This is a genomic window from Cellvibrio sp. UBA7661 (assembly GCA_002483365.1).
Classification (GTDB): Bacteria; Pseudomonadota; Gammaproteobacteria; order Pseudomonadales; family Cellvibrionaceae; genus Cellvibrio.
This window is the reverse complement of the sequence record DLHT01000014.1, coordinates 1-25360: the sequence shown is the minus strand read 5'-3', so window position 1 is coordinate 25360 and position 25360 is coordinate 1. Positions and strand designations below refer to the sequence as shown.

The following is a 25360-nucleotide window of genomic DNA, read 5'->3' as shown; positions in this document are numbered from 1 at the left end:
AAAAGGCGATTACCACACGGTAATCGCCTTTTTATCGATGCGGGAAATCAGATGAATTAGACCGTAATACGATTCCGCAAGAAGGCTAGGATATCGTTAATGGCGATTTCCTGTTTTTCTGCATCGCGGCGGCCTTTATATTCAATCGTTCCCGCCTCGAGACCGCGATCGCCGATCACGATGCGATGTGGGATGCCCATGAGGTCTGTATCAGCCAGCATTCCACCCAGACGCGCTTTTTCATCGTCCATAAACAAAACGTCGAAACCGGCTTTTGTCAACTCGGCATAAAGCTCCTCGCTTTTACTCGCTACCACTTCAGATTTACCGATATTGATCGGCACAATTGCTACATGGAAAGGCGCAATTGAATCTGGCCAGATAATGCCGTTTTCATCAAAGTTTTGTTCTATCGCAGACGCGACGACGCGAGTAACACCGATACCATAACAACCCATAATCATGGTTTGCTCTTTGCCATTTTCATCAAGCACTCTGGCTTTCATGGCTTCAGAGTATTTGGTGCCCAATTGGAAAATATGACCGACTTCAATACCGCGTTTAATTTCCAATGAGCCTTTGCCACAGGGGCTCGGGTCCCCAGTAACAACGTTACGGATATCTGCCACCAATGGCGCTTGTGCATCGCGCTCCCAATTAACACCGGTTAAATGGAAACCATCTTTGTTTGCTCCGCAGACGAAATCAGCAAGATGAGCCGCTGCGTGGTCAACAATCACAGGAATTGTGAGTCCGACAGGGCCAATCGATCCTATGCCAACACCCAATTCTGCTTTGATACGAGCCTCGGGAGCGAGTGTCAGTGGTGATGCAATACCTGTTAATTTTTCTGCCTTGATTTCATTGAGCTCGTGATCGCCGCGCAGGACTAATGCAACCAGAGGTTGGGTTTTGTCTGCGCGTACCTCGCCCAGCACAATCAGGGTTTTGACCGTTTGTTGCGGTGACACTTTCAGGAATTCAGCAACATCATCAATAGAATGTTTACCAGGCGTTGCGACCTCTTGCATCAGATGCTGTGGCGCAGGGCGTGGTGTGGTTGGTGGCAATGCCTCTGCTTTTTCAATGTTTGCTGCATAATCGCTACCGTTACTGAAAGCAATGTCATCTTCACCGCTCTCGGCCAGCACATGGAACTCATGAGAGAATGCGCCACCGATGGAGCCTGTATCGGCCAGTACCGGACGGAACTGCAAGCCCAAGCGCGTGAAAATGCTGCAATAGGTAGCGTGCATTACATCGTAAGTTTGTTGCAGGGACTCGTGGCTGGTGTGAAAGGAGTAGGCATCTTTCATGATAAATTCACGTGAACGCATTACCCCAAAACGCGGGCGAATTTCATCGCGGAATTTAGTTTGGATTTGATAAAAATTAGCGGGTAATTGTTTGTAGCTTTTGATTTCGTTGCGGATCAAATCGGTAATCACTTCTTCATGGGTTGGTCCCAAGCAAAAAGGGCGCTCATGGCGATCACTCATACGCAATAGTTCGGGGCCATATTGCTGCCAGCGGCCAGATTCTTCCCACAATTCTGCAGGTTGTACCACGGGCATCAACACTTCCTGTGCACCGGATTTGTCCATTTCCTCGCGCACGATTTTTTCCACTTTACGCAACACGCGAAGACCAAGCGGGAGCCAGTTGTAGAGGCCGGAGGCCATCTTGCGGATCATGCCCGCACGTAACATCAATTTATGGCTGATAACTTCCGCATCCGCGGGTGTTTCCTTGAGAGTAGCAATTAAAAATCGGCTGGAACGCATAGTGATGACTTCTTGGTGGCTATAATGGTTGAAAGCTGCCTATTCTACGGTGGTTAAGAGTATTGGTATAGCATCGGGAAAGTGAATTTCCTGTGTGTTTTTGAGTCCCAGTACTGGCAACTTTGCGTTAACCAAAAGGATAACAACCATGTTTGAATTACATCCACGTCTCGCCCAGGATTCCACCGTCATTGGTGAGTTCGATCTTTCATTATTACTGCTTAGCCGGGATGCCAATTACCCTTGGTGCATTCTGGTGCCCAAGCGGGAGGACATCTACGAAATCCACCATTTAACTGAAGATGAGCAGCTGCAATTGATCCGCGAGTCGTGCCGTTTGTCAGAGGTTATGACGAGCTTGTTTGATGCGGACAAAATGAACGTCGCGGCACTGGGGAATGTTGTTCGTCAATTGCATGTGCATCATATCGCACGGTTTACCGATGATCCGGCTTGGCCGCAACCGATATGGGGAAAATTACCAGCAAAGGATTATGATCCGGAAGAGCTTTCAGAGCGCATCAAGCGGTTACAAAATGCGTTGGTGGGAGAGGGTTTTACGATCTTGTAGATGAAATCACTGCGCATAAAAAACCCCGCAGCGCGGGGTTTTTTATATAGATGAATTGCCGTTCAGTTAAACAGCGAATTCTTTCAGCTTTTTCAGTGGGCGCACTTTTACAGAAGTGCTAGCTGGTTTAGCTTTGAACATCACTTCTTCACCAGTGAAAGGATTGATACCTTTACGTGCCTTGGTGGCAGGCTTTTTCACTGTGGTGATTTTTAGCAGGCCTGGCAGCACGAACTCACCAACACCTTTCTTTTTGATGTGGCCTTCGATGATGTTAGTCAGCTCATCCAGTACAGCCTGAACTTGTTTTTTGTTCAGTGCAGTTGCATCGGAAATTTGTTGCAACATTTGAGTTTTGTTTTGACGTTCAGCAATTGGTTTAACAACAGCAGGTGCAGCTTTTGCAGCGGGTGCTTTTTTGGCAGCAGCTTTTGGTGCTGGTGCTTTCTTTGCAACGGCTTTCGGAGCAGCTTTAGCGGCAGGCGCTTTTTTAGCAGCAGCTTTAGGAGCGGCAGGTTTTTTTGCGGCCATTTTGGATTCCTTCTTTTTAATTAACAGTGGGTATGCTTATCTTTTAAACAAAGATGCTCGTGTAACAATTTATGTAGATTACTTATACAAACAGCAGAATATAAACAGCAACCAACACGGACGTCAGGGTTTGGCAAATCCAGACAATACTGCATGTAGCATTAACGAACTTCTTAAGTATCGAAAAACCCCTGTATTTACAGGTTTAAACACCTTCAAATACGGATTGACGCTATATATATAGGATAAAAAACCAATCGGCAACAAAAAACAGCGGGGCTTTCGGGGAAAAAACGCTTTTTTTGCGTCTTGTGAAGTTTCGCCACCGTTTTTAAGTGGCATTTGATACTTAGATATGCAGAACCTGAAATTCTGGCTCCGGCTCACCGTACTGCCATAGATAATTAAACTCTTCACGTAATGGCTTAACTTCACGGATAGCGGCGTAATTAGCAAAGCCGCGATGTAACAAATCATCGTTTTTATAAAGCAATTTATCGTTATCGGCGAGTAGAAAACCCATCTCTTTATTGTTGGGCTCTACGGTCATTTTACGCACGATAATTTTGGATGAGAGGCGTTGTGCTAAACGTATCAGTGGATGGCTTGTCTCAATCGCTATTTTGGTATCTTTTACCAGAATTTGTACCTGGGCATTGCGGCTTGAACGGACAAACGTTGATAGCATCTGGACAAAATCATTAGTGCCATAGACTTGTGAGTCCACATCATAGGTCAGTATGGCAATGCTGCGCCTGCTTTGTGCAACAATTTTCAAGCTATGCTCGCGAAAATCCGCGATCCCTTCCAATAGCCAGAGTTGATCACTGACAGTAGATTGTTCAGCCATATCCAAGCGTCCTATTACGATGAAGATTCAGGAGTCAACAGGGCAGGTATGTGTAAAAACATACTGACATGTGGGATTCCTGCATCGATGAATATATCGCCTTGTGCAATAAAGCCAAGATGCTGATAAAATGTGCAGCGCTCAAGTTGAGCATTTAAATGAATAGGGTGAGGCGCTGTTTTAACGCAGTGCGCCACAATAAACTCCATTAATTGATGCCCAATTCCCTGTTTCCGAAATGATTTTAATACAGCTACACGCCCTATATGGAAACACGGTTGTCCATTGTGTTCATCAATAAACAGGCGGGCACAGGCAATAGGGATGGAATCTTTGTAAACCAGAAAATGGGTGGCGGTTTCATCCAGCTCGTCCCATTCATCTTCAGCTGTTATTTGTTGCTCTTTTATAAAAACGTCAATTCGTATATCAGCCAGTTCCCTTGAATGTGTATGCCAGTCGGTGACTATTATTTCATGCATAAACGTACGGCCATATTCAGGGATAGGTGGGTATGCGGACGCGTTACCCACCCTGGATTTCCCTATTCGTCAACTAACAGGGTTTCCTGATTGATCAGCTGGGTAATCGCAGCACGGTCAACGGCATCTTGTACCAGTGCTTTGATATCGTTCCAGCTAATTTCCACCTCTTTACATACTAGCTCAGCCAGTTGGCGCGAACAGCAAATTGCTTCGCCATCAGCAAACAGCAAGGTGCCTTTTTCATCGCTGTGAAACGCAAGTCGTGCAGATGGATGACGCCAAAGCAATTCACCATCAGCCAGTGCAGCCTGCCATTCATCGGCATCTATATCCAACGGCTCTTCCTGCGTGTGCTCAAGGTATTTGCGCTCGGTCATAAACTTCCCAAACCAGAACGCAATTTTTTCTTGGGTGAGATGCTGAAGAACAATATCGCGGACTTGATCAATCGCTTTTGCGCTGATTTCCCCGGGGTTATCTTGCAGTGTTAAATCGGGGTCGGTATAGCGCAAATCGTCTTCAACAGACAGCGCAATTTCCTGACCGATTTCGGAAATAATATCGGCATGGCTGGGCGCGCGAAAACCGATAGAGTAGGTCATGCAATCGTCTCCCTGCGCGTTACCCCAGTGAGCAATGCCAGGGGGAATATAAAGCATGTCGCCTGGTTCCAATACCCACTCATCGGTGGTGTGAAATTCGCTGAGAATTTTCAGGCGTGTGCCTTCAACACGCGGTGAATTGCTGTCGCACATCTGGCCGATTTTCCAATGGCGTTTGCCCAAACCTTGCAGCAAAAACACATCGTAGTAGTCAAAGTGTGGGCCAACACCACCTTTATCTGGAGCGTAGCTAATCATTAAATCATCCAGTCGCCAATTTGGGATAAAACGAAAATGATCCAGCAGTTGATTGGCTTCTGGTACCCATTGATCGACGGCTTGAACCAATAAGGTCCATTCTGTTTCGGGTAATTGTTCAAAGGTTTTTTCATCAAATGGGCCATTGCGCAATTCCCAGGGGGTAGTGCCATTTTCTAATACGATACGCGATTCAACTTCTTCCTCCAGCGCCAGACCTGCCAATTCATCTGGAGAGATTGGTGACTCAAAACCGGGAAATGCATTGCGAATAAGCAGTGGTTTTTTTTGCCAATAATCGCGCAGGAATTCTTCGATGGGCATATCGCCAAGATGGGTGAGTGGTGTTGTCATTTTCAATACCTGGAAAGTGATATGTAGGTTGGAGTGAGCTTGCGAACCCCAACACGACCATCTCAAGATTTCACGATGGTGTCGGATAAAGATAAACAAAATACATCTCAAAAATAAGGGCTCTATAGAGCCCTTATTTTTTCACAATTCAGATTGCTTTGGCTTGATCTATCGCATTGCCGATGTAATTGGCTGGGGTGAGGTCGCGCATAGTTTGTTTGGCATGTTCCGGAATATCCAGAGTTTCCACAAAGGCGGCCAATACTTCGCGGGTAATTGCTTGTCCGCGAGTCAATGCTTTTAATTTTTCGTAAGGCTCGGGCACGTTGTAACGACGCATGATCGTTTGGATAGGTTCTGCCAATACTTCCCAGGAATTATCCAGATCTTCTGCAAGGCGCGTGCGGTTAATTTCCAGTTTGCTTATACCTTTAAGGGTAGATGCGTAAGCAATCATGCCGTAACCAAAACCAACGCCCATATTGCGAAGTACAGTGGAGTCAGTCAGATCGCGCTGCCAGCGTGAAATCGGTAATTTTTGCGCAAGGTGAGTGAAAATTGCATTTGCAATTCCGAGGTTACCTTCGGAGTTTTCAAAATCAATCGGATTGACTTTGTGCGGCATGGTCGATGAGCCTACTTCGCCAACAATCGTTTTTTGTTTGAAATAACCAAGGGAGATGTAGCCCCAAATGTCGCGGTTAAAGTCGATCACAATAGTGTTAAAGCGTGCGATTGCATCAAACAATTCGGCGATGTAATCATGAGGCTCAATTTGGGTTGTATAAGGATTCCATGCCAATCCGAGGCTTTCAACAAACTCTTTGGCATTGGTTTGCCAATCGACTTGTGGATAAGCAGACAGGTGGGCATTGTAGTTGCCGACAGCACCATTGATCTTCCCTAATAATTCAACGTCTTTAACTGTTTTTAATTGACGACGCAAGCGTGCTGCTACGTTGGCCATTTCTTTACCGACAGTAGTGGGTGAAGCGGTTTGACCGTGTGTGCGCGATAACATGGAATCTGCTGCGTAATCGTGTGCGAGTTTTACAATGCCATCGATAATTGCTTCAGCATCATTAATAAATACTTTGCGGCCTTCGCGCAGCATCAATGCGTGGGAGAGGTTATTAATATCCTCTGAAGTGCAAGCAAAGTGCACAAACTCCAACACGGCTTCCAGCTCAGTGTTGTCTTTGAATTTTTTTTTCAAAAAATATTCAACCGCTTTTACGTCGTGGTTGGTGGTGCGCTCAATATCTTTAACGGCTTGTGCATCAGCCTCGTTGAAATTGGTGATAATTGAATCCAGTAATGCATTGGTTGCAGAGCTGAATGCGGGTACTTCAGGAATGCCTGCATGCTTGCTCAATTGCTGCAACCAGCGAACTTCTACTTCGACACGAAAACGGATTAAACCGAATTCGCTGAAAATGCTGCGCAACGCAATAGTTTTACTGCCATAGCGGCCATCAACCGGGGAAACAGCATTGAGGGCGCTAAGTGAGGTAAATGAATTATCCATGGTAGATCTCTGCAAAAAATAAAAAAGAAAATAAATCTGGTTGCTGTGTTGTAGGTTTGCGATGGATGGTAAATCAGATGCGACGCAAAAGATCATCTACCTGTCGCGCGATATGTTTGCGGTAAAATAATAATTGCAAACGATTACCGCCTACTTGTCGCCACAGAATTGCTGAACGTACTGCTGCAAGTAAAAGCGCGCGTATTTGATTGGCGATACGCTGCTGTTGTAAATAATTGTAGTCACCATTGACCTGAATGCGGAATTGGAAAGTGCTTAAGGTTTCGGTGTAGAGGGTTCCTAAATTGGCAATAACATTGTCATGTGTTGGCGAAAAATGTTGGGCCTGTTGTTTCGCTTGCTCCAAGCGGCTGCCAATGACTTTCAGCATGTCGGGGCGGCCAGCCAGTTTTTTCTGCAAATGAAGTACACCGAGTCCATAGCGCAATGTCTCTCGATATTTCTGCGCTCCCGGGCGAAGTAACTCGCGCATAACTTCAAGCCCGCTGCGTAGATTTTCAATATTGCCGCCATAGACAGCCAAGGTTGATTCAGGGTTGAGGTCCAGCACACTCTCAATACTGCACTTGAAAGTGTCTGGTGGTACATAACCGGTTTTGGCAACTTGCTCTACCATTGCTGTTGCCTGAAATATGCCCGCAAGGGCGATGGTGATGTCTTGCCAGTTTTTACTCACGCGAAACTCTCTTTGTAAATATCCAGGTGATTAGCCTGTGATTAAAAACAATTAGTGGATTAGCGATTGTCAGCCAATTCGATAACGGCTCCGCCCAAACAAATATCTTCTTTATAAAAGACGACAGATTGACCGGGTGTGACAGCGCGTTGAGGTTGGTCGAAATGTACATCGAGCGAACCGTTTTCCTGGACTTGTACGGTGCAGGCTTGATCCGGTTGACGATAACGGGTTTTTGCCATGCACCTGAAGTCAGATGAGGGCGGTGTACCATTAATCCAATGGGCTTGCTGGGCAATTAAGTGATTTGTGAAGAGCAACGGGTGATCGGTGCCCTGTACAACGACTAAAACATTTCGTTCCAAATCTTTTTGTGCAACGAACCACGGCTCCTCATTGGCACCTTTCACGCCGCCGATGCCCAACCCTTGGCGTTGGCCAATCGTGTGATACATCAAGCCCATATGCTCACCAATGACTTTGCCATCGGGCGTTTGTATCTCACCGGGTTGAGCGGGCAGGTATTGCTGCAAAAAATCTTTAAAGCGGCGCTCCCCAATAAAACAAATCCCGGTGCTGTCTTTTTTGTTGTGGGTGATCAGGCCATGTTCTTCTGCTATCCGGCGCACTTCAGGTTTTTCAAGTTCGCCGACCGGAAACAGGGATTTTGCGAACTCAGCTTCACCTACTGCATGCAGAAAATAGCTTTGGTCTTTGTTGGGATCCAAACCTTTTAACAGATGCGCATGGCCATCAATATCGGCGCGACGGACATAATGACCGGTGGCAATCAGTTCGCCGCCCAGCATGCGCGCGTATTCCATAAATACTTTGAACTTGATTTCGCGGTTGCACAGAATATCGGGGTTGGGAGTGCGGCCTGCTTTGTATTCATCGAGAAAGTGTTCGAACACGTTATCCCAGTATTCGGCAGCGAAATTGGCAGTGTGTAGCTTTATGCCGATGCGTTCACAGACCATTTCGGCGTCGGCAAGATCTGCCTTGGCCGTGCAATACTCGGTACCGTCATCCTCATCCCAGTTTTTCATGAACAGGCCTTCGACTTGGTAGCCTTGCTGTTTAAGAAGTAGGGCGGAAACGGATGAATCTACACCGCCGGACATACCGACGATGACTCTTTTGCCTGAACTGGCGGGGAGATTTGTTTCGGGCATAGGGAGCAACTGCTGGAATAAGGAAAGGCGGGCATTTTACCCGCCTGAGCAGCGTACTGCCACCTTGGTGGGAAAATGGGTGTGGCGCTAACCGACCACGCTCAACGGAAAACGTCGTCCTGAGCGATATTCTTCAATGATTTGGAGGGTCATTGGGCTTCGCAGTTGATCCTTAATCGCAAGGATTTCATCGTAGCTCAACCAAACTGCTTCGATAATACCGGTATCCAGTGATCGGGTTTGGTCGTGGCTAATGGGGTGTGCAATGAAAGTGGTGCGGAAGTAAGTAATGCCATTACTGGGGGCGGTATACAAATTTACGCCAACCACTCCGGTCAACTCCACAGTCCAGCCCGTCTCCTCCAGCGTTTCGCGGATCGCCGCCTCTGCTAATGTCTCATTAGGGTCTAAATGGCCTGCGGGCTGGTTGTAGACTTTTTTGCCGTCGGCCTCTTCATAGACCATAAGAAAACGATTGTCGCGTTCAGTAATAGTGGCGACAGTTACGTGGGGTGCCCAAGTCATAGTTGAGTCCTGTTTAGATGGGGTAAAAGATAAAAGTGAAGTATAAAAATAATAGAAGCGCAGATGCTAACAGACCTACTTCAAAGAACAGCAGTTGGTGCGTTGATTTCTGGCAGATACTTTGTTTGAATCCGGCTTGAAAGTTAAGGATGGATCACTAATCAAAACAACGACAGGGACGTATATGGCATCTACATCACTTATTTTTTATCCGGAAAACTACGTTGGCTTTAACAAAACCCGTCTTCTGGAACGAAGGTTGTTGGCTGAAGGTATTCTGGGGTCAAAAATGGAATTTTCATCCGCATTTAATGCGGGGCCACAGTTTTGGCGTCTTATCCTTAAAGACATTAATTTGCAAAAATCTTCCACTACCATTCCTCGTATCTCTATCCAGTCGGTGAGCGTATGGGCTCAATCTGACAGGCTGGCCATTTTGGAGCGAACGAATACTCTATTAATAGAAGGCGACATAAAGGTTGCTTCTGATAAATCCCTTGATGTGATGTGCGGGCTGTTGAAATGCATCACCGGAGATGTGTATTTGGTTGCATCCCTCCCGGCATTTGGCGAAGGCTCGGGTATCGCTGAGCCCCGTCTGGTCTATGCCATTGAAGGTTAATAGCGCATAAGTCTCCTGACATTAGTTGACATAATAATCAGCAAAATAGCATCGAGTGATGAATGTCATCACTTTGTGCTGCACCTAACAATTCGTTGGAAAATCGTTAAAAAGAGAATATTATTCGCCAACCGACCAGATGGTCGGCTGGTTTTGTTTGATCTCCAAAGTGAACGCTTGGGCTTTACATTTTGTGACACTTGTTCGTTTTGGTTTTAGTGATGGCTATGCAAAAATCTTCGGCTGAAAAAGCCGCAATTTTGGTTGGGATACCGACGGTTTATCGCCTCCCTCCCGCATGATATTGCGTAGCTCCGTGTTAGTGATATTTCCCCCTCTAATTGGTTCTTCTTTTATGAACAATGTGAAATCAATCGGCATTGCAGTTGCAAGCCTATTCGGAATAGTGCTGGTTATTGGCGGCATTAAAGCTGGCCAAATTGTCGCTATGGTAAATGCAGGCGAAAACACACCGCCGCCCTCAGAGACAGTCAGTACATATACTGCTGAAATTCAGCAATGGCCCAATACATACAGGGCGATGGGTACAGTAGAGGCATCTGAGGGGATCGTCATTGCAGCAGAAGTGGCTGGCAAAGTGAAAGAGATCCGTTTTAAGTCCGGCGAACAGATCAAAAAAGGCACGGTAATTTTGGTGCAGGAGTCTGGCAATGAACAGGCTCAGTTGAGCGCAGCAGAGGCGCGTTTGCGCTTGGCCAAATCTAACCATGAACGTTTGGTTGAGTTGCGTAAACGCAACACGGTTTCCCAAAGCGAGCTGGATATGGCTGTGCAGCAAATGGAGTCAGCTCAGGGAGACGTGGCGGATTTAAAAACAACGCTTGATAAAAAAGTGGTTCGAGCTCCGTTTGATGGCCGTCTAGGTATCCGCAAAGTAGATTTGGGTGAAGACTTATTAGTGGGTACGGAAATTGTTTCGCTGCAAGCAACCAACAGCGTGCGAGTGAATTTTCCTGTCCCGCAATTTTGGCTGGTTCAAATGAACCGTGGCTTACCTGTTGAGGTGAGTGTGGGCGATGGTTCTGATGCAACAATCAGCGGAGAAATAACCGCGATCGGTGCAGAAATTAGTCCAGTTACTCGCAATGCAATTGTGCAGTCGTATCTCAACAATGAAAAAAGTCTGCTGATTCCAGGTATGGCAGTTGAAACCCAAGTCACTCTCTCTGACCCGCGGGATGTATTAGCCGTTCCTAGCACAGCGGTGATTTATGCTCCCTTCGGTGATACGGTTTTTGTCATCGAAGAAGGAGAAAAGGCAGGAACCTTTAAGGCACGCCAACAATTTGTCCGCTTGGGTAAGGCACGTGGTGATTTTGTGGAAATTGTAGATGGCATTAAAGCTGGTGATGTGGTGGCCAGTGCTGGCGCATTTAAATTGTTGAATGGTCAGGCGGTTACCGTAAGTACGTTGCCTACACCAGAGTTCAAGCTTGAACCTACTCCATCAGATAGTTAATTTTTCTAATCCCTGTTTCGATTTTTACTCTCCCCTCGGTAGAGGGGAGATATTGATCAAATTGATTTACTCCATAAGCCACAAAGCCAATTGAGCCTAACTTATGAAATTTACCGATATTTTTATTAAGCGTCCGGTTGTCTCTATTGTTGTCAGCCTGCTTATTTTGATTTTGGGGATACAGGCAGGGTCAAACCTGACTGTGCGCCAATATCCCCGTAGTGACATCTCTGTAATCATTATTAACACCGTATATGTTGGTGCAAACGCGGAATTAGTACGCGGATTTATTACAACACCAATTGAGCGTGCAATTGCTTCAGCTGGCGGCATTGATTACATCGAATCGCAAAGTGCGATGGGTATGTCTACCGTTACTGCACATTTACGTTTGAATTATGATCCGCTGAAAGCCATGACTGAAATTTCAGCCAAGGTAAACCAGGTGCGTGGAGATCTACCGCCAGAAGCAGAGGTGCCCGCCATTCGTATTGAGGCAGCAGATTCTCAATTTGCGGCGGCGTATATAAGCTTCAGTTCAGAAATTCTGGAGCAGAACCAGATTACGGATTTTTTAACGCGTTCTATCCAGCCGCGTTTAACTGCTGTTGCAGGTGTGCAAAAAGCGGATGTGCTTGGTGGTAGGACTTTCGCAATGCGCATCTGGTTAAAACCAGAGCGTATGGCAGCATTAAATGTAACACCCGTGCAAGTGCGTGCCGCCTTGGCGGCGAATAACGTTCAAGCAGCTGTCGGTCAAACGCGTGGTTCCTACACACAAGTGAATTTGCGTGCAGACACGGATTTAAAAAGTGTGGAAGAATTTAAACAGCTCGTGATTCGCAATTCGGCCGATGGAATTATCCGTTTAAGTGATATCGCCGACGTCGTACTCGGTGCGGAGAATTACGACACCATTGTTAACTACTCGGGTGATACTGCTGTATTTATGGGGGTTTGGGTTGCGCCCAACGCCAACGCGCTCGATGTCATGAAGGCAGTAAATAAAGAGATGGAAGCAATCAAAGCCGAATTGCCTACGGGATTATCGGGAACGGTAGCTTATGACTCTACAGAATATATTGATGCTGCTATCCATGAAGTTATCAAAACGCTGACCGAAACCTTATTGATCATCGTCATTGTTATTTTCTTGTTCCTGGGCTTTAGTCGTTCTGTGATTATTCCTGTGCTGGCAATTCCGCTGTCACTGATAGGCGCGCTATTTATTATGCAAGTATGCGGATTCTCATTGAATTTGCTGACGCTGTTGTCCATCGTGTTGTGTGTTGGCCTTGTTGTGGATGATGCTATCGTTATGGTGGAAAACATCGAGCGTCATATACAGGATGGGATGAAACCATTCGCTGCGGCAATTATATCTGCCCGTGAATTAGCGGGGCCGATTCTGGCCATGACAGTGACCTTGGCTTCAGTGTATGTACCGATTGGTTTACAGGGTGGTTTGATTGGTTCCTTGTTCAGAGAATTTGCTATTACGCTTGCAGGGGCGGTAACAATTTCGGCAATTGTTGCTATTACTCTGTCGCCCATGTTGGGGTCGCGTATGCTGAAACCTCACACAGGTTTGAAAGCTCCTCTGGAAAAACCCTTTGAACGTTTCCGTGATTGGTATGGCAATAAGTTGCAAGCAAGTTTGCAGAATCGCATTGGGATATACATTTTTTGGATTGGCATCACAGTGTCATGTTTTCCACTTTACAGTATGTCACCAAAGGAGTTAGCTCCAACCGAAGATCAGGGTGTGATCTTCGGTATTGTCGATGCTCAAGCCAACTCTACTGTTGACCAGTCATCTCACTACGGTAAGCAGGTTAATGAAGCGTTTATGAGTGTTCCAGAAACGGACTTTACTTTTCAGTTAACACTGCCGACAGGTGGATTCTCAGGTATGGTGACAAAACCTTGGGAAGAGCGTGATCGAGATGTATTTGAAATCATGCCTGAAGTTCAGCAGAAGTTGTCGGCTATAGCAGGAGTTAAAATTCTTCCAATCACCCCTCCTGCGCTTCCTGGTGGTGGGCAATTTCCGTTTGAAATTGTGATTGCATCTACTGCAGATATTAAAGAAATTTATGACCATGCATTAAAAGTACAAGAGATCATGACTAAGTCTGGTATGTTTTATTTCTCAACGCTGGATGTGAAAGTAGATCAACCAGACTACAAATTAAGTATTGATCGTGAAAAGGTCGCGGATCTCGGATTGGATTTGCAAACAGTCACTAATGATGTGGGTACCTTGTTAGGTGGTGGCTATGTTAACCGTTTTAATATGGCCGGGCAGAGTTACAAGGTCATACCGCAGGTTAAGCGTGCTGAGCGTTTAAATCCTGATGATTTATCAAATCTTTATGTCACTGGACCCGATAATCAGTTGATTCGCTTGGATCAAGTCGCCAGTATCAGTCATACAACGGAGCCGCGAACGATCAACCGCATGCAACAATTAAATGCAGTTAAAATCAGTGGTGTTTCTGGTAAGCCTTTGGGTGAAACTTTGGCGTATGTAGAATCTGAAGCGAGGAAAATATTACCCACGAGCTATACGATTGATTACACTGGTGAGTCCCGTCAATTGATCCGCGAAGGGAATACTTTTTTACCCGCTTTCTTGATGGCGATATTGATGATTTTCCTAGTGTTAGCTGCCCAATATAACAGTTTCCGTGATCCATTGGTTATTTTGGCTGGCTCGGTACCTCTGGCGATGTTTGGTGCTTTGTTGTTTACCTTCTGGAAAATACCAATGCCAATTCCATTTTTTACCAACGGGTTCACTACCACACTTAATATTTACTCTCAGGTGGGGCTGGTAACGCTAATGGGACTGATCGCACGTAATGGTATTTTGGTAGTGGAATTTGCCAATAAATTACAGGAAGAAGGTAAGGCTAAGCTGGATGCTATCCGCGAGGCATCCCTGCTGCGTTTACGTCCGGTTATGATGACCAGCGTTGCAACAATTGCTGGCCATACGCCGCTGATTTTTGCCGCTGGTGCAGGAGCCGAAGCACGTAATGCAATTGGTATTGTGTTGGTTTTGGGGATGACAATCGGAACCTTCTTTACCTTGTTTGTATTGCCTTCAGTTTATATGTTGCTCGCCAAAGACCATCAACACGATCGGGATGAGCAAGAGGAAATGGCCGAAGCCATTTAATCAACACGCGATGCAACAAAAAAAGGGTGCCACCAGGCACCCTTTTTTTGTTAGGGTGCGTCTCATCCAAATTGGCATCTCTTTTGTGGGGTGTTCTGGCATTGAAAGTGAAGTGAGAGGTTTAAAAATGGCGACGGTTCAAACGGCACATTCCCAATCGATCCCGAATGTAAAACATATTATTGCCGTTGCATCAGGCAAGGGCGGTGTAGGCAAATCAACGACCTCAGTCAATTTGGCCTTGGCGTTAGCGGCAGAAGGGGCGCGTGTTGGTATTTTGGATGCGGATATTTATGGTCCAAGCCAGCCGCACATGTTAGGTGTAGGGCAGCGTCGTCCGGATGTAGTTGGTGAGCAAGGTAAACAACAAATGTTGCCTGTTATGGCGCATGGCATTCAATCTATTTCGATGGGCTATCTGGTTACAGAAGATACTCCCATGTTGTGGCGCGGCCCTATGGCGACCGGCGCATTACAGCAGCTACTTATGCAGACCCGTTGGGATAATCTGGATTATCTAATTATCGATATGCCGCCGGGCACAGGAGATATCCAAATAACCCTTGCACAAAAAGTGCCGGTAACAGGCGCGGTGATAGTGACTACGCCGCAGGATATTGCATTGCTGGATGCTAAAAAGGCCATAGAAATGTTTCGCAAAGTGAATGTGCCTGTGCTGGGTGTGATTGAAAATATGGCGATTCATGTGTGTTCTAACTGTGGTCATGAAGAGCATATTTTTGGTGAGGGCGGCGGGGAGCGTATTGCCCGTAGCTATCAGTCGGAATTATTGGGTGCATTACCTCTGAATTTATCAATTCGTACAGGTACAGATGATGGGATACCTTCGGTTGTTGCTGATCCTGAATCCGCTATTAGTCAGAGGTATCGCTCTATTGCCTGCAAACTGATGGAAAAAGTGCAGCAGCACGCTCAGGCCATGCCGAATATTGAGATCTCTGACGATTGATATCTGGCAACCGATTAATATTTGACAACATTGAACAGCAGAAATTTATCATCCTATGGCTGTTTGGCCTGATGCGTCATCTCATGTAGAATGCGCGCCTCGCTTTTTCCGGCTTTTTAGCCCCAATTACAGAGAAAACTGCGCTGATTTATGGAAATTAACCCTTTATTAAATAGCCTAAAAGACCTCACCGAGCGCACCGATGTGCTCAGGGGGTATCTTTGACTACGATCTGAAAAAAGAGCGCCTGGCTGAAGTCGAACTTGATCTTGCTGAGGCTAGCGTATGGGAAAACCCTGAACGCGCCCAAGCGTTGGGTCGTGAACGATCATCGCTTGAAATGGTAGTGAAGACCATTGATGAGTTGGATAGCGGAATTGCCGACTCACGTGAATTGCTGGATATGGCAGTTGAAGAAGATGATGAGTCGATGGTGAGTGATGTGCAAGCCGAGCTTGACCGTCTGGAGAAACAACTCGCTGTACTTGAGTTTCGCCGCATGTTCTCAGGTGAGACAGATCCCAATAATGCTTATCTTGATATTCAATCGGGTTCCGGTGGGACAGAAGCTCAGGATTGGGCTGAAATTGTCTTGCGTATGTATTTGCGTTGGGGTGAGGCCAAAGGTTTCAAGGTGACACTTGAAGAGGTCTCTGCTGGCGATGTTGCCGGTATTAAAAGTGCCACGATTTATTTTGAAGGCGAATATGCTTTCGGCTGGTTGCGTACAGAAACAGGGGTGCATCGTTTAGTGCGTAAATCACCTTTCGATTCTGGCAATCGTCGTCACACATCTTTTTGTTCCGTTTTTGTATCGCCTGAAATCGACGATAACATTGAAATTGAAATCAATCCTGCTGATTTGCGTATTGATACATACCGTGCAAGCGGTGCCGGTGGTCAACACGTTAACAAAACGGATTCTGCGATTCGTATCACCCACATTCCAACAGGAATTGTTGTGCAGTGCCAGAACGAGCGCTCGCAACATGCCAACCGCGATAAAGCGTATAAAATGCTACGTGCAAAAATGTACGAGCAGGAAATACAAAAGCGTAATGCCGAAAAACAAGCGATGGAAGATAACAAATCCGATATCGGCTGGGGCAGCCAAATTCGTTCTTACGTATTAGATGATTCGCGCATCAAAGATCTGCGTACGGGTGTGCAGACCTCTAATACCCAAGCGGTATTGGATGGCGACTTGGATCAATTTATTGTCGAAAGTTTAAAAGCGGGTCTTTAATTTTTACTGGCCTTAATCTTATATTTTTAATTCAACTTTAGTGAACACTATGAGCAACGAAACCCAATCACCACAAGTAGAAGCACAGGATGAAAACAAACTGATTGCCGAGCGCCGTCATAAGTTGGCTGCCATTCGCGAGAAGGGTAATGCCTTCCCGAATGATTTTCGTCGTGCTGATAAGAGTGTAGATTTGCAGGCTGCTTTTGGTGAAAAAACCAAAGAAGAGTTGGAAGCATTAAACCACGTGGTGAGTGTTGCCGGGCGTATTATGGCCAAGCGCGGTCCATTTATGGTGCTGCAAGATGGTGATGGTTCGATTCAGTTATATGCTGATAAAGCTGCACAAGAAGTGATTAAAGATACATGGGGCTTGTGGGACATTGGCGATATTGTTGGTGTAAAAGGTGCGTTGCATAAATCGGGTAAAGGTGACTTATATGTAAACCTTGAAGAGTACCAGCTACTCACCAAATCGCTGCGGCCGTTGCCCGATAAATACCACGGTTTGAGCGATCAGGAAATTCGTTACCGCCAACGTTATGTTGATTTGATTGTGAACCCTGAAGTGCGTGACACTTTCCGTTTGCGTTCGCAGTGCATCAGTTTTATCCGCAATTACATGAGCGGTTGTGGTTTCATGGAAGTTGAAACACCGATGCTGCATGTTATTCCTGGCGGTGCGTCAGCTAAGCCATTTATTACACATCACAATGCGTTAGATATGGAGATGTTTTTACGTATCGCGCCAGAATTATATTTGAAGCGTTTGGTTGTCGGTGGTTTCGAGCGTGTATTTGAAATCAACCGTAACTTCCGCAATGAAGGTGTTTCTACTCGTCACAATCCTGAATTCACTATGATGGAATTCTATCAAGCCTATGCAGATTACAAAGACTTGATGGACTTGACCGAAGACTTGTTGCGTAAATTATGCATTGAAGTGACGGGTGGAACGGTATTGAAATACCAAACCAGCGAATACGATTTTGGTAAACCATTTACTCGCATGTCTGTATTTGATTCGGTTCTCCATTACAATCCACAAATTACCCGCGAACAATTGAGCACTATGGAGGGCGCCACTAAAGCCGCCAAAGATTTGGGTATTGAAGTAAAAGATTCTTATGGCCTTGGCAAAATCCATATCGAGATTTTCGAGGAAACTGTCGAGCACAAATTGGATCAGCCAACATTTATCACTGAGTATCCAATTGAAGTGTCGCCCTTGGCGCGCCGCAACGATGAAAATCCTGCTGTAACTGATCGATTTGAGTTTTTTATCGGTGGTCGTGAATTGGCGAATGGGTTCTCGGAGTTGAACGATGCAGAAGACCAGGCTGAGCGTTTCATGCAACAGGTGCGAGAGAAAGATGCGGGCGATGACGAGGCTATGCACTACGATGCAGACTTTGTCCGCGCGCTTGAGTATGGCTTGCCGCCAACGGCAGGAGAGGGCATCGGTATCGACCGTTTGATCATGCTTTTTGCTAATGCACCTTCCATCAGGGATGTTTTGTTGTTCCCTCACATGCGTCCTGAATAATCTCTGCCTTCAAAAAAATGCCCCGGACAACGGGGCATTTTTTTATCTGGGTTTTACCTCAATGGCGCTTAAAATAACTTAAAAAACATTATTTTCATGTTTTTATATCCAAAGTGCTTGCCTTGATCAAAAGATGTACTTATTCTCTGGCAACGTTGTCTTTTGCGCGCTCTTCCAGCTTTTCCATTTATCATCTTATTTTAAATCACATGCATTATTTTCCCGTGTGCATCCTCTGTAGTTTTGCCCACATGATAGACAACGTTGACATTTTCGATATGAAGAAGTGTGCAGCAAGGGGGATATTGCGGTGAATTTTCTGGGGTAAAGATGATGACGCTATGGCTGCATTCGCCAATGTGTATTTCCTCAACTAACGATAATGAAAGGATAGGTAACGTCGATGAAATCTTTATTTCTCACAGGTGCTTTAGTCGGAGCATCATTGATATCGAGTGATGTACTGGCAGTTAGCTGCGCTGGTTTGTCTTCCTGGGCAAGTAATACGGTTTATAACCAAGGCAATAAAGTCCAACATTCTGGTCGTGCTTACACTGCAAATTACTGGACACAGGGTAATGACCCTACAACTTCGTCAGGCCAATGGCAGCATTGGGCTGACAATGGGGTATGCGATACCACTGCATCAAGTGTTGTTCCAAGTTCAAGTGTTGCACCCAGTTCCCGCTCATCGAGCTCACGTTCTTCTGTCAGCAGTTCTGGTGTTAACTGTTCGGAAGGTAATCCTTCTGTATGTTCAAGTCGTTCATCCAGTTCAGTGTCAAGCAGTTCAATTGGCTTTTGTCCGACGTATGCGGCTGGTACCAATTACAGTTTGGGTGCGGTAGTGACAAATGCGGGTGGAACATACACGTGTAAAATTCCAGGGTGGTGTACATCGACAGCAACCTGGGCTTATGCTCCGGGGACTGGTATGTACTGGCAAGATGCATGGACTGCGGGTGGAAACTGTTCTGGTGCCAGCGCTTCCAGTGTTTCCAGCTCTTCTGTAACACCTTCAAGCTCTTCTATTGCGCCATCCAGTTCTTCACGTTCCAGCCTGTCATCATCCAGTGCAAGTTCTGTAATTACTAATAATGGTAGGGATCTTGTCGGTTATTGGGAAAACTGGCATTGGCCCCTGGAAGAAATGACCTCAATTCCTAACTACACTGTATTAAATATTTCATTCCCGCGTATCAATTCAGATGGTTCGCTGTTTTTGGGTAATGAAGGTGGATATCAAAACAATCCAACCGCTCAGCAAATTGCCGCAGCAAAAGCACAAGGCAAAAAAGTGTTATTGTCGATTGGTGGCGCTAACGCAACATTTGTTTTGACCACGCAAACGCAGGAAGACAATTTTGTAAATTCCTTTATCGCGATCAAAGACCAATTTGGTTTGGACGGTATTGATATCGATACCGAAAAAGGCCTGCACACTAATCCTAATGCACAAATTAATCTCACTAATCCGCAATATTCTGCTGATTATTTGGTTCGTGCAATCAAGCGCCTGAAAGCACGTTATGGTTCCAACTTCTTATTGACTATGGCTCCAGAAACAGCACACACCATTGGTGCGAATTTACCAGGCAATTGGTTAGGTCAATACAACTGGGGTGTTTACTTGCCATTAATCAACGCATTGCGCGATGACATCAGTTGGATCCAAATGCAGTATTACAATACTGGTTCAATGCCAGGTAAAAATGGACAGTTCTATAACTCTGCAACCCAAGATGGGTTGGTTGCATGGGCGGAGGCGTTGATTGAAGGTTTCCAAATTGGAAGCACAGGTGTGAGCTATCTGGGCTTGCCCGCAAACAAAGTGATTATCGGATTACCTGCATCGACTGCACCCACCGCGGCCGGTAGTGGTTATACCAATCCAATGGTTGTAAAAGCAGCTATGCGTTGCTTGCGCTCAGGTGATTGCGGCTCTGGTTATAAACCAGCAAAAACCTATCCGGATTTGCGCGGCATTATGGCGTGGTCCACATGGGAAGATTATGTTACGGGCTATTCCTTCTCCAATGCTGTCAGAGCTTGCGCATTGGATAACCAATGTAACTAGTGCCTGTTAATTCATTGTTGCGTAAATAAAAAATCCCCATCGAACTGATCGATGGGGATTTTTTATTGGGTATAGATCATTGTTCGGCACTGTGTTTATTCAGTCTTTAATCCGGGTAATTGCTGTTTCATTAATGGCTTCCACTTTAGGTCTGTTGCGGATCGCCAGAGCCATTCTATCGGGCCGTAATTAAAGTGCTTCAGCCACCAACGGCAAATCACAATTTGTAGCGTAAAAATAATAATGCATAAAAGTGCATTTTGACCTGGGCTTGTGAGCGTGAATAATCCAAAGCCTATATTAAAAAATAGGAAAACGCCGATAACCGATTGGGATAAGTAAGTAGTTAATGCCATTTTTCCAACGCTGGCTAATGGTTTTAAACGGCTTTCCCATTTTGGTTTTAGCATTAACAGGCTGATTCCGGTGATATAAATGAGAGTCAGGCTGGCATTAAAAAATTCCAAAATGAAACCTCCTGCCCATCCTGCAAGCGGTGCTTTTTCAAAATCTACTTTCAGAATGAAACTGCTTGCGCTAAATGCCAAGCCCACCAAAAGAGCGATTAACAATACCCAGGCACTTCTTTTTAGTACTGATACGAACAATGAGCGATGCTGTTCTATATGTGAAAACCACTGCATACGTCCAGCCAACATTCCCAGTAAAAAGAAACCAAATGTAATAAATCCGCGGCCGCTATTGATTTGATAATTAAATTTCTCCGATACGGCATAGATATTGTGTTGAAGCATTTGGGTGAAACTGCCGTTTTTGATGATTTCATAATAAGCAGCCCCCGCTGCTTTGTGATCTTCTTGAATGAGTTGTAATTGATCGCGCACCACAATGGAAATTAATTCTGCGCATTTGGTAGGGATATTCAATACCAAAAGCGATCCAATAATAAGCAGCGTTTTATTGCTAAGGTTACGGAAAAACAACAGTAAAAAGCCAAGGGGAACATAAATTGTTAAAATATCGGCGCGCCAAAAAATGTGATGCAAAATACCAATTACTCCCAGTATGGTGAGCCGCCAGGCAAAGCGCGTGACAATCGGTTGGTGACGTTGTGCCAGTTTGTCTATTTGGATATAAAAACTCAGGCCAAATAAAAATGAAAAGATGGCAAAAAATTTACTGATGATAAAAATCATGTAAGTGCCAATGGCAAGGCCGCTGCCAATGTCTTTATAAAGTTGATAGGTTTCTTCTGGCAGGGGGCCGCCGGCGTACCAAAAAATCATATGGGCGTAGAGGATGCCAAATAGCGCAATCCCTCTGAGCACATCCAGCGTGATGATTCGATCTGAATCAGGAGTGAAGGGTAAGCTCATAGATAATCCTTTGATCAATATTAGTGATGAGTCGTTATTGTTAGTTTTGATTCAATAATCCCATTATTGGATTCAGCTCAGCCTATATTTTTTTGACAACAACGTCTTGTTACAAATGTAAGTGCTTGGGGAGTTCTAATTGGATCAGTTGTTTGCTGATTGGGCAGCGAAATTCAATTTTATAAGCAAGAAGTTGCAAAGGGGTTTTACTTGGGGTGCCGTATACACGGTCTCCTACAATCGGGTGGCCAATACCCGATAGGTGACGGCGTATTTGGTGTTTACGCCCGGTTTCAATTAATACTTCCACTAGTGTCGATAGGTGATCGTCGTTCACCCTAAGCGTATTTACGATACTGATGGATTCTTTACCGTCCAGCGGTTGATCAATGCGTAAGTGTGCGGTTTTGAGTTCACCTGTGACTTGTGCAAAGTAATATTTTTTTAAATCGCGGCTTTGAAATAATTGGGAGAGTAGGGCGGCGGCTTTTGAATCGTGTGCAATCATCATCAGCCCCGCAGCATCAGCATCAAGGCGATGGATTAAAAAACATTCGCGTTTGTATTCGACCTCCACCCAGCGCAGTAAGCTGCAATGATCCCCCCATTGCGACCCTTGTGCCAGCATTCCATGAGGTTTGTACCAAATGCTGTAGCGGCCTTTATCAAGCATCAATTGTCCTGCAGAGGGAAGACGGCTGAGGACTTGTTCGTCATAGTAAAGCTGGATCCGGGTGCCAGCGGGCAAATCTTTACTGGCACGGCGTAAACGCAGCAATTTGCCTTTTATTTTCCACCAACAAGCACCTTTATTCATTGCATCTTTGATGCGTGCTTTGGGCAGTCCGGTTTTTTCGGCAAGGAAATCCACAGCGGTTTGGTTTGATGTGGTGGTGAAATCAAAAGTGTTCGGCATTTTGGTAAACTGCGTTCTCATGTAAAGCTGGATTAAAAAGCCAGGCTAAAAACCTGGGTATTGAGGTGAGGTATCTGTGGCTGAAAAAGCAACTATTTATAAGGCGAATCTGACACTGTCAGATGTAGATCGCTCAGTGTTCAGTGATTTTAATTTAACAATCGCTTTGCATCCGTCAGAAACCATCGAACGTATGATGGTGCGTATTCTAGCCTTTTGTTTCCGGGCCGCGGAAAATTTAACCTTTACCAAGGGCTTGTCTTCTATGGATGAGCCGGATTTGTGGTTAAAACACGATAACGGCACTATTCTCGAATGGATCGAAGTAGGGCAGCCATCCCCGGATCGTTTGAAAAAAGCATCCAGCCAAGCGCAAAAAGTAAAAGTATTCAGCTATGGGCGTGGTATGGACGTATGGTGGAAAACCAATTCCGCTGCTATCGGTGCATTACCCAAAGTGGAAATACATTGTTTTTCCCCTGACGAGTTGCAACAGTTGGTCGCGCTGGTTGATAAAACGATGAACCTCAGCGTCACTATTACTGAATCTATCGCTTATGTTTCAAACGCAACAACTGCTGTGACGATCAGCTTGCGTGAACTGGAGTAAATGACATGACTATGCCGTTAGCGGTTGTCGATATCACCCTGGACAACGCCCAACAATATCTGATTGATGAGTCTTTTCAGCGCCCTGTTGTGATTGATTTTTGGGCTGAATGGTGTGGTCCCTGTAAAAATTTAATGCCGATATTGGAAAAACTTGCCACTGAATATACGGGTGCGTTTTTACTTGCCAGAGTCAATGCGGATGACCAACAAATGATTTCTTCACAGTTCGGTGTGCGTAGTTTGCCTACAGTAATGATTATGCAAAATGGTCAGCCAGTTGATGGTTTTACCGGTGCGCTGCCTGAAGTGCAGGTACGGGAAGTGTTGGCAAAATATTTGCCTAAGCCTTGGGAGGCACCGCTTCAGCAAGCTCAGGAATTGATGGCGATGGCGCAGTTTGCGGAGGCGTTGCCATTGTTGCGCCAGGCTTATGATGCATCAAAACAGTTACCGGCAATCGCGTTACTGATTGCCCAGTGCCATATCGAGTTAAATCGGTTTGATGAAGCAGAAACGCTATTATCCAGCATCAAAATGGCCGATCGGGATGCACGGTATGAACAGCTGATAGCGCAGATTATCCTGAAAAAACAGGCGGCTAAAACACCGGAGTTAGCGGCACTTGAGGCTGCCTATATCAAGGCTCCCCATGATTTATCGGTGCGTTATCAACTTGCATTGCAATACCACCAAGAGTCCCAGTATCGCCCTGCATTGGAACATTTGTTGGAAGTGTTGCGCAAAGACCGCAGCTTTACAGAGGGCGAGGCGCGCAAAACTTTTACGTCCATTATTGCTGCATTAGGGAAGGCTGATCCTTTGGCAATTGAATATCAGCGCAAGTTATTTACCTTGCTTTACTAGGCTTTACCCGATGTTAAATAGTCGATGCGAACAAAAGTGGGTACACTTGAGGATCTGTAAAAAAGCCGTAACAAGCGCCCGTAAGGGCTTGGCCTTAATGGCGGCGTAAAGCTGCTAGAGGATTATGATAGACAATGAGTAAACGCTATTCCCTGATCGCATTCCTGACCATTGTGATGATGTTGTCCGGATGTGGCAAAAGCAGTCAGGATGCGGCTTCGTTGCCTGAGTTTTGCAAACAGGACGGTTCGCGGATTTATATCAAGCAGGGCAAAATCCGTATGGAAATTATGCCCAAAGTCGCTGGACGTGTTTCTTCGCTCAAATATGATGGTCATGAGCTTTTAGTGCAAATTGCAGATCTTGATCGGATTACCGATTGGGGTACTGTCTTTTGGTCAAGCCCTCAAACTGAGTGGGGTTGGCCACCCATAGATGTTCTTGATAGCAAACCTTATAAATTGAGTGCTGATGATGATCGTATTGTCCTCACCAGCGAGGTTGATCCAAAAACCGGCTATCAATTTACCAAAACCTATTTGCCCAGCGGCGTTGATCGTATTGCGGTGACCTATCGCATTACCAATCACAGCACAAAAGCAAAGCATGTTGCTCCTCTTGAAGTCACCCGTTTACCTCCATCGGGTAGTCTGTTTTATCCTCGCGGTGAGACGGATGTTATCAGTGGGATTTTTTATCCGTTGGATGTGCAAAGTATTGGTGATCTGACCTGGTATGACTACGATGCAAAAAAAATCCGTACTGATCATCACAAAGCCATGCAGGATGGTAAAGAAGGATGGGTGGCATATATTGATGACGGTTATCTATTGGTAAAAGAATTTGCGGATAACCCTCCAGCCGCTATCGCAGATGGTGAGCGTGAGGTTGAGATATTTACTCATGTTGAGCATATTTTTATTGAGATGAAGCAACAGGGAGCCTCGGTGTCCTTGGCACCTGGTGAGTCTTTGGATTGGACTGTGATTTGGCATGTGAAGAAGTTGCCGGAAGAGCTTGCCGGTAATCCTAATCCACAGGTATTAGCGACTTATGTACGAGAATTGTTGTAACGAATTTGTTTGTGCATACATGAAATAAAAAATCGCCGTTTAACGGCGACAGATTGCTGACAAACCCCACCCT

22 protein-coding genes and 1 pseudogene are annotated in these 25360 nt (G+C 45.6%); 12 read left to right on the top strand and 11 right to left on the bottom strand.

From position 1 onward, the window contains the following. Window positions 1-56 precede the first annotated feature (56 nt). Window positions 57-1784: a proline--tRNA ligase gene (locus B2739_RS11710; RefSeq protein WP_331346039.1), complete on the bottom strand. Its 1728-nt coding sequence runs from the start codon at window positions 1782-1784 to the stop codon at window positions 57-59. Window positions 1785-1932: 148 nt separating this feature from the next. On the opposite strand from B2739_RS11710, the gene B2739_RS11705 reads away from it, so the two are divergent. Continuing rightward, a complete protein-coding gene (locus tag B2739_RS11705) occupies window positions 1933-2355 on the top strand; it encodes an HIT family protein (RefSeq protein WP_331346038.1) in 423 nt (140 codons plus the stop codon). 66 nt (window positions 2356-2421) lie between these two features. Here the strand turns inward: B2739_RS11705 and B2739_RS11700 are convergent, their stop codons facing one another. Beyond that, window positions 2422-2886, bottom strand: coding sequence for an HU family DNA-binding protein (locus B2739_RS11700; protein ID WP_331346037.1), 465 nt, complete (start codon window positions 2884-2886; stop codon window positions 2422-2424). Between B2739_RS11700 and B2739_RS11695 the strand changes: the two genes are divergently transcribed. After that, window positions 2774-3130, top strand: a complete 357-nt coding sequence (locus B2739_RS11695; RefSeq protein WP_331346120.1) for a hypothetical protein — start codon at window positions 2774-2776, stop codon at window positions 3128-3130. The genes B2739_RS11700 and B2739_RS11695 overlap by 113 nt on opposite strands. A 105-nt stretch (window positions 3131-3235) precedes the next feature. Here B2739_RS11695 and B2739_RS11690 read toward each other — a convergent pair whose 3' ends face one another. The 7 genes from B2739_RS11690 to B2739_RS11660 all read right to left on the bottom strand — a co-directional run bounded on the left by B2739_RS11690 (window position 3236) and on the right by B2739_RS11660 (window position 9360). Beyond that, window positions 3236-3736: a hypothetical protein gene (locus B2739_RS11690; RefSeq protein WP_331346036.1), complete on the bottom strand. Its 501-nt coding sequence runs from the start codon at window positions 3734-3736 to the stop codon at window positions 3236-3238. Between the two features lie 14 nt (window positions 3737-3750). Beyond that, window positions 3751-4269 carry a GNAT family N-acetyltransferase gene (locus tag B2739_RS11685; RefSeq protein WP_331346035.1) on the bottom strand — a complete coding sequence of 173 codons (519 nt, stop codon included), beginning with the start codon at window positions 4267-4269 and terminating at the stop codon, window positions 3751-3753. Window positions 4270-4280: 11 nt separating this feature from the next. Further along, window positions 4281-5435: a cupin domain-containing protein gene (locus B2739_RS11680; RefSeq protein ID WP_331346034.1), complete on the bottom strand. Its 1155-nt coding sequence runs from the start codon at window positions 5433-5435 to the stop codon at window positions 4281-4283. 148 nt (window positions 5436-5583) lie between these two features. Then, on the bottom strand, window positions 5584-6963 hold the full coding sequence (purB, locus tag B2739_RS11675) for an adenylosuccinate lyase (protein ID WP_331346033.1): 1380 nt from the start codon (window positions 6961-6963) through the stop codon (window positions 5584-5586). Window positions 6964-7036: 73 nt separating this feature from the next. After that, a complete protein-coding gene (gene hflD / locus B2739_RS11670) occupies window positions 7037-7660 on the bottom strand; it encodes a high frequency lysogenization protein HflD (RefSeq protein WP_331346032.1) in 624 nt (207 codons plus the stop codon). Window positions 7661-7719: 59 nt separating this feature from the next. Next, on the bottom strand, window positions 7720-8835 hold the full coding sequence (gene mnmA, locus B2739_RS11665) for a tRNA 2-thiouridine(34) synthase MnmA (RefSeq protein ID WP_331346031.1): 1116 nt from the start codon (window positions 8833-8835) through the stop codon (window positions 7720-7722). A gap of 87 nt (window positions 8836-8922) precedes the next feature. Further along, the gene (locus tag B2739_RS11660; protein WP_331346030.1) at window positions 8923-9360 is read right to left on the bottom strand and encodes an NUDIX hydrolase; all 438 of its coding nucleotides are present in this window, start codon (window positions 9358-9360) and stop codon (window positions 8923-8925) included. Between the two features lie 184 nt (window positions 9361-9544). Between B2739_RS11660 and B2739_RS11655 the strand changes: the two genes are divergently transcribed. From B2739_RS11655 to B2739_RS11625, 7 genes and pseudogenes are all read left to right on the top strand, one after another. Beyond that, window positions 9545-9982: a hypothetical protein gene (locus B2739_RS11655; RefSeq protein WP_331346029.1), complete on the top strand. Its 438-nt coding sequence runs from the start codon at window positions 9545-9547 to the stop codon at window positions 9980-9982. Window positions 9983-10337: 355 nt separating this feature from the next. Continuing rightward, window positions 10338-11462 (top strand): efflux RND transporter periplasmic adaptor subunit, encoded by a 1125-nt coding sequence (locus B2739_RS11650; protein WP_331346028.1) that lies wholly within the window; start codon window positions 10338-10340, stop codon window positions 11460-11462. A 103-nt stretch (window positions 11463-11565) separates the two neighbouring features. Further along, on the top strand, window positions 11566-14646 hold the full coding sequence (locus tag B2739_RS11645) for an efflux RND transporter permease subunit (RefSeq protein ID WP_331346027.1): 3081 nt from the start codon (window positions 11566-11568) through the stop codon (window positions 14644-14646). 109 nt (window positions 14647-14755) lie between these two features. Beyond that, window positions 14756-15616, top strand: a pseudogene (gene apbC, locus B2739_RS11640) (iron-sulfur cluster carrier protein ApbC); the annotation flags it as partial. Window positions 15617-15766: 150 nt separating this feature from the next. Next, window positions 15767-16862 (top strand): peptide chain release factor 2 gene (gene prfB, locus B2739_RS11635; RefSeq protein ID WP_331346025.1). Its coding sequence is split into 2 segments (ribosomal slippage): window positions 15767-15838 and window positions 15840-16862, totalling 1095 coding nucleotides; the frame shifts between segments, so codons are not numbered across the junction. A 49-nt stretch (window positions 16863-16911) separates the two neighbouring features. Further along, window positions 16912-18408 carry a lysine--tRNA ligase gene (lysS, locus tag B2739_RS11630; protein WP_331346024.1) on the top strand — a complete coding sequence of 499 codons (1497 nt, stop codon included), beginning with the start codon at window positions 16912-16914 and terminating at the stop codon, window positions 18406-18408. A 403-nt stretch (window positions 18409-18811) separates the two neighbouring features. Further along, a complete protein-coding gene (locus tag B2739_RS11625; protein WP_331346023.1) occupies window positions 18812-20485 on the top strand; it encodes a glycosyl hydrolase family 18 protein in 1674 nt (557 codons plus the stop codon). Window positions 20486-20580: 95 nt separating this feature from the next. Here the strand turns inward: B2739_RS11625 and B2739_RS11620 are convergent, their stop codons facing one another. Both B2739_RS11620 and B2739_RS11615 read right to left on the bottom strand, forming a co-directional pair. Continuing rightward, window positions 20581-21822, bottom strand: coding sequence for a DUF418 domain-containing protein (locus B2739_RS11620; RefSeq protein ID WP_331346022.1), 1242 nt, complete (start codon window positions 21820-21822; stop codon window positions 20581-20583). A 109-nt stretch (window positions 21823-21931) separates the two neighbouring features. Beyond that, entirely contained in the window at window positions 21932-22738 is an 807-nt protein-coding gene (locus B2739_RS11615) for an RluA family pseudouridine synthase (RefSeq protein WP_331346021.1), read from the bottom strand. A gap of 76 nt (window positions 22739-22814) precedes the next feature. On the opposite strand from B2739_RS11615, the gene B2739_RS11610 reads away from it, so the two are divergent. The 3 genes from B2739_RS11610 (at window position 22815) to B2739_RS11600 (ending at window position 25287) form a co-directional block, all read left to right on the top strand. Next, a complete protein-coding gene (locus tag B2739_RS11610) occupies window positions 22815-23348 on the top strand; it encodes a YaeQ family protein (RefSeq protein ID WP_331346020.1) in 534 nt (177 codons plus the stop codon). A 5-nt stretch (window positions 23349-23353) separates the two neighbouring features. After that, entirely contained in the window at window positions 23354-24214 is an 861-nt protein-coding gene (gene trxA / locus B2739_RS11605; RefSeq protein ID WP_414633227.1) for a thioredoxin, read from the top strand. 134 nt (window positions 24215-24348) lie between these two features. Further along, complete coding sequence (locus tag B2739_RS11600) at window positions 24349-25287, top strand: DUF4380 domain-containing protein (protein ID WP_331346019.1); 939 nt, start codon at window positions 24349-24351, stop codon at window positions 25285-25287. Window positions 25288-25360 lie beyond the last annotated feature (73 nt).

Excerpts from the sequence above, each read along its gene's own strand:
- B2739_RS11710 (WP_331346039.1), bottom strand. The coding sequence starts at position 1,784 with ATGCGTTCCAGCCGATTTTTAATTGCTACTCTCAAGGAAACACCCGCG.
- B2739_RS11705 (WP_331346038.1), top strand. The coding sequence starts at position 1,933 with ATGTTTGAATTACATCCACGTCTCGCCCAGGATTCCACCGTCATTGGT.
- B2739_RS11700 (WP_331346037.1), bottom strand. The coding sequence starts at position 2,886 with ATGGCCGCAAAAAAACCTGCCGCTCCTAAAGCTGCTGCTAAAAAAGCG.
- B2739_RS11690 (WP_331346036.1), bottom strand. The coding sequence starts at position 3,736 with ATGGCTGAACAATCTACTGTCAGTGATCAACTCTGGCTATTGGAAGGG.
- B2739_RS11680 (WP_331346034.1), bottom strand. The coding sequence starts at position 5,435 with ATGACAACACCACTCACCCATCTTGGCGATATGCCCATCGAAGAATTC.
- purB (WP_331346033.1), bottom strand. The coding sequence starts at position 6,963 with ATGGATAATTCATTTACCTCACTTAGCGCCCTCAATGCTGTTTCCCCG.
- mnmA (WP_331346031.1), bottom strand. The coding sequence starts at position 8,835 with ATGCCCGAAACAAATCTCCCCGCCAGTTCAGGCAAAAGAGTCATCGTC.
- B2739_RS11660 (WP_331346030.1), bottom strand. The coding sequence starts at position 9,360 with ATGACTTGGGCACCCCACGTAACTGTCGCCACTATTACTGAACGCGAC.
- B2739_RS11655 (WP_331346029.1), top strand. The coding sequence starts at position 9,545 with ATGGCATCTACATCACTTATTTTTTATCCGGAAAACTACGTTGGCTTT.
- B2739_RS11650 (WP_331346028.1), top strand. The coding sequence starts at position 10,338 with ATGAACAATGTGAAATCAATCGGCATTGCAGTTGCAAGCCTATTCGGA.
- B2739_RS11645 (WP_331346027.1), top strand. The coding sequence starts at position 11,566 with ATGAAATTTACCGATATTTTTATTAAGCGTCCGGTTGTCTCTATTGTT.
- lysS (WP_331346024.1), top strand. The coding sequence starts at position 16,912 with ATGAGCAACGAAACCCAATCACCACAAGTAGAAGCACAGGATGAAAAC.
- B2739_RS11625 (WP_331346023.1), top strand. The coding sequence starts at position 18,812 with ATGAAATCTTTATTTCTCACAGGTGCTTTAGTCGGAGCATCATTGATA.
- B2739_RS11620 (WP_331346022.1), bottom strand. The coding sequence starts at position 21,822 with ATGAGCTTACCCTTCACTCCTGATTCAGATCGAATCATCACGCTGGAT.
- B2739_RS11615 (WP_331346021.1), bottom strand. The coding sequence starts at position 22,738 with ATGCCGAACACTTTTGATTTCACCACCACATCAAACCAAACCGCTGTG.
- trxA (WP_414633227.1), top strand. The coding sequence starts at position 23,354 with ATGACTATGCCGTTAGCGGTTGTCGATATCACCCTGGACAACGCCCAA.
- B2739_RS11600 (WP_331346019.1), top strand. The coding sequence starts at position 24,349 with ATGAGTAAACGCTATTCCCTGATCGCATTCCTGACCATTGTGATGATG.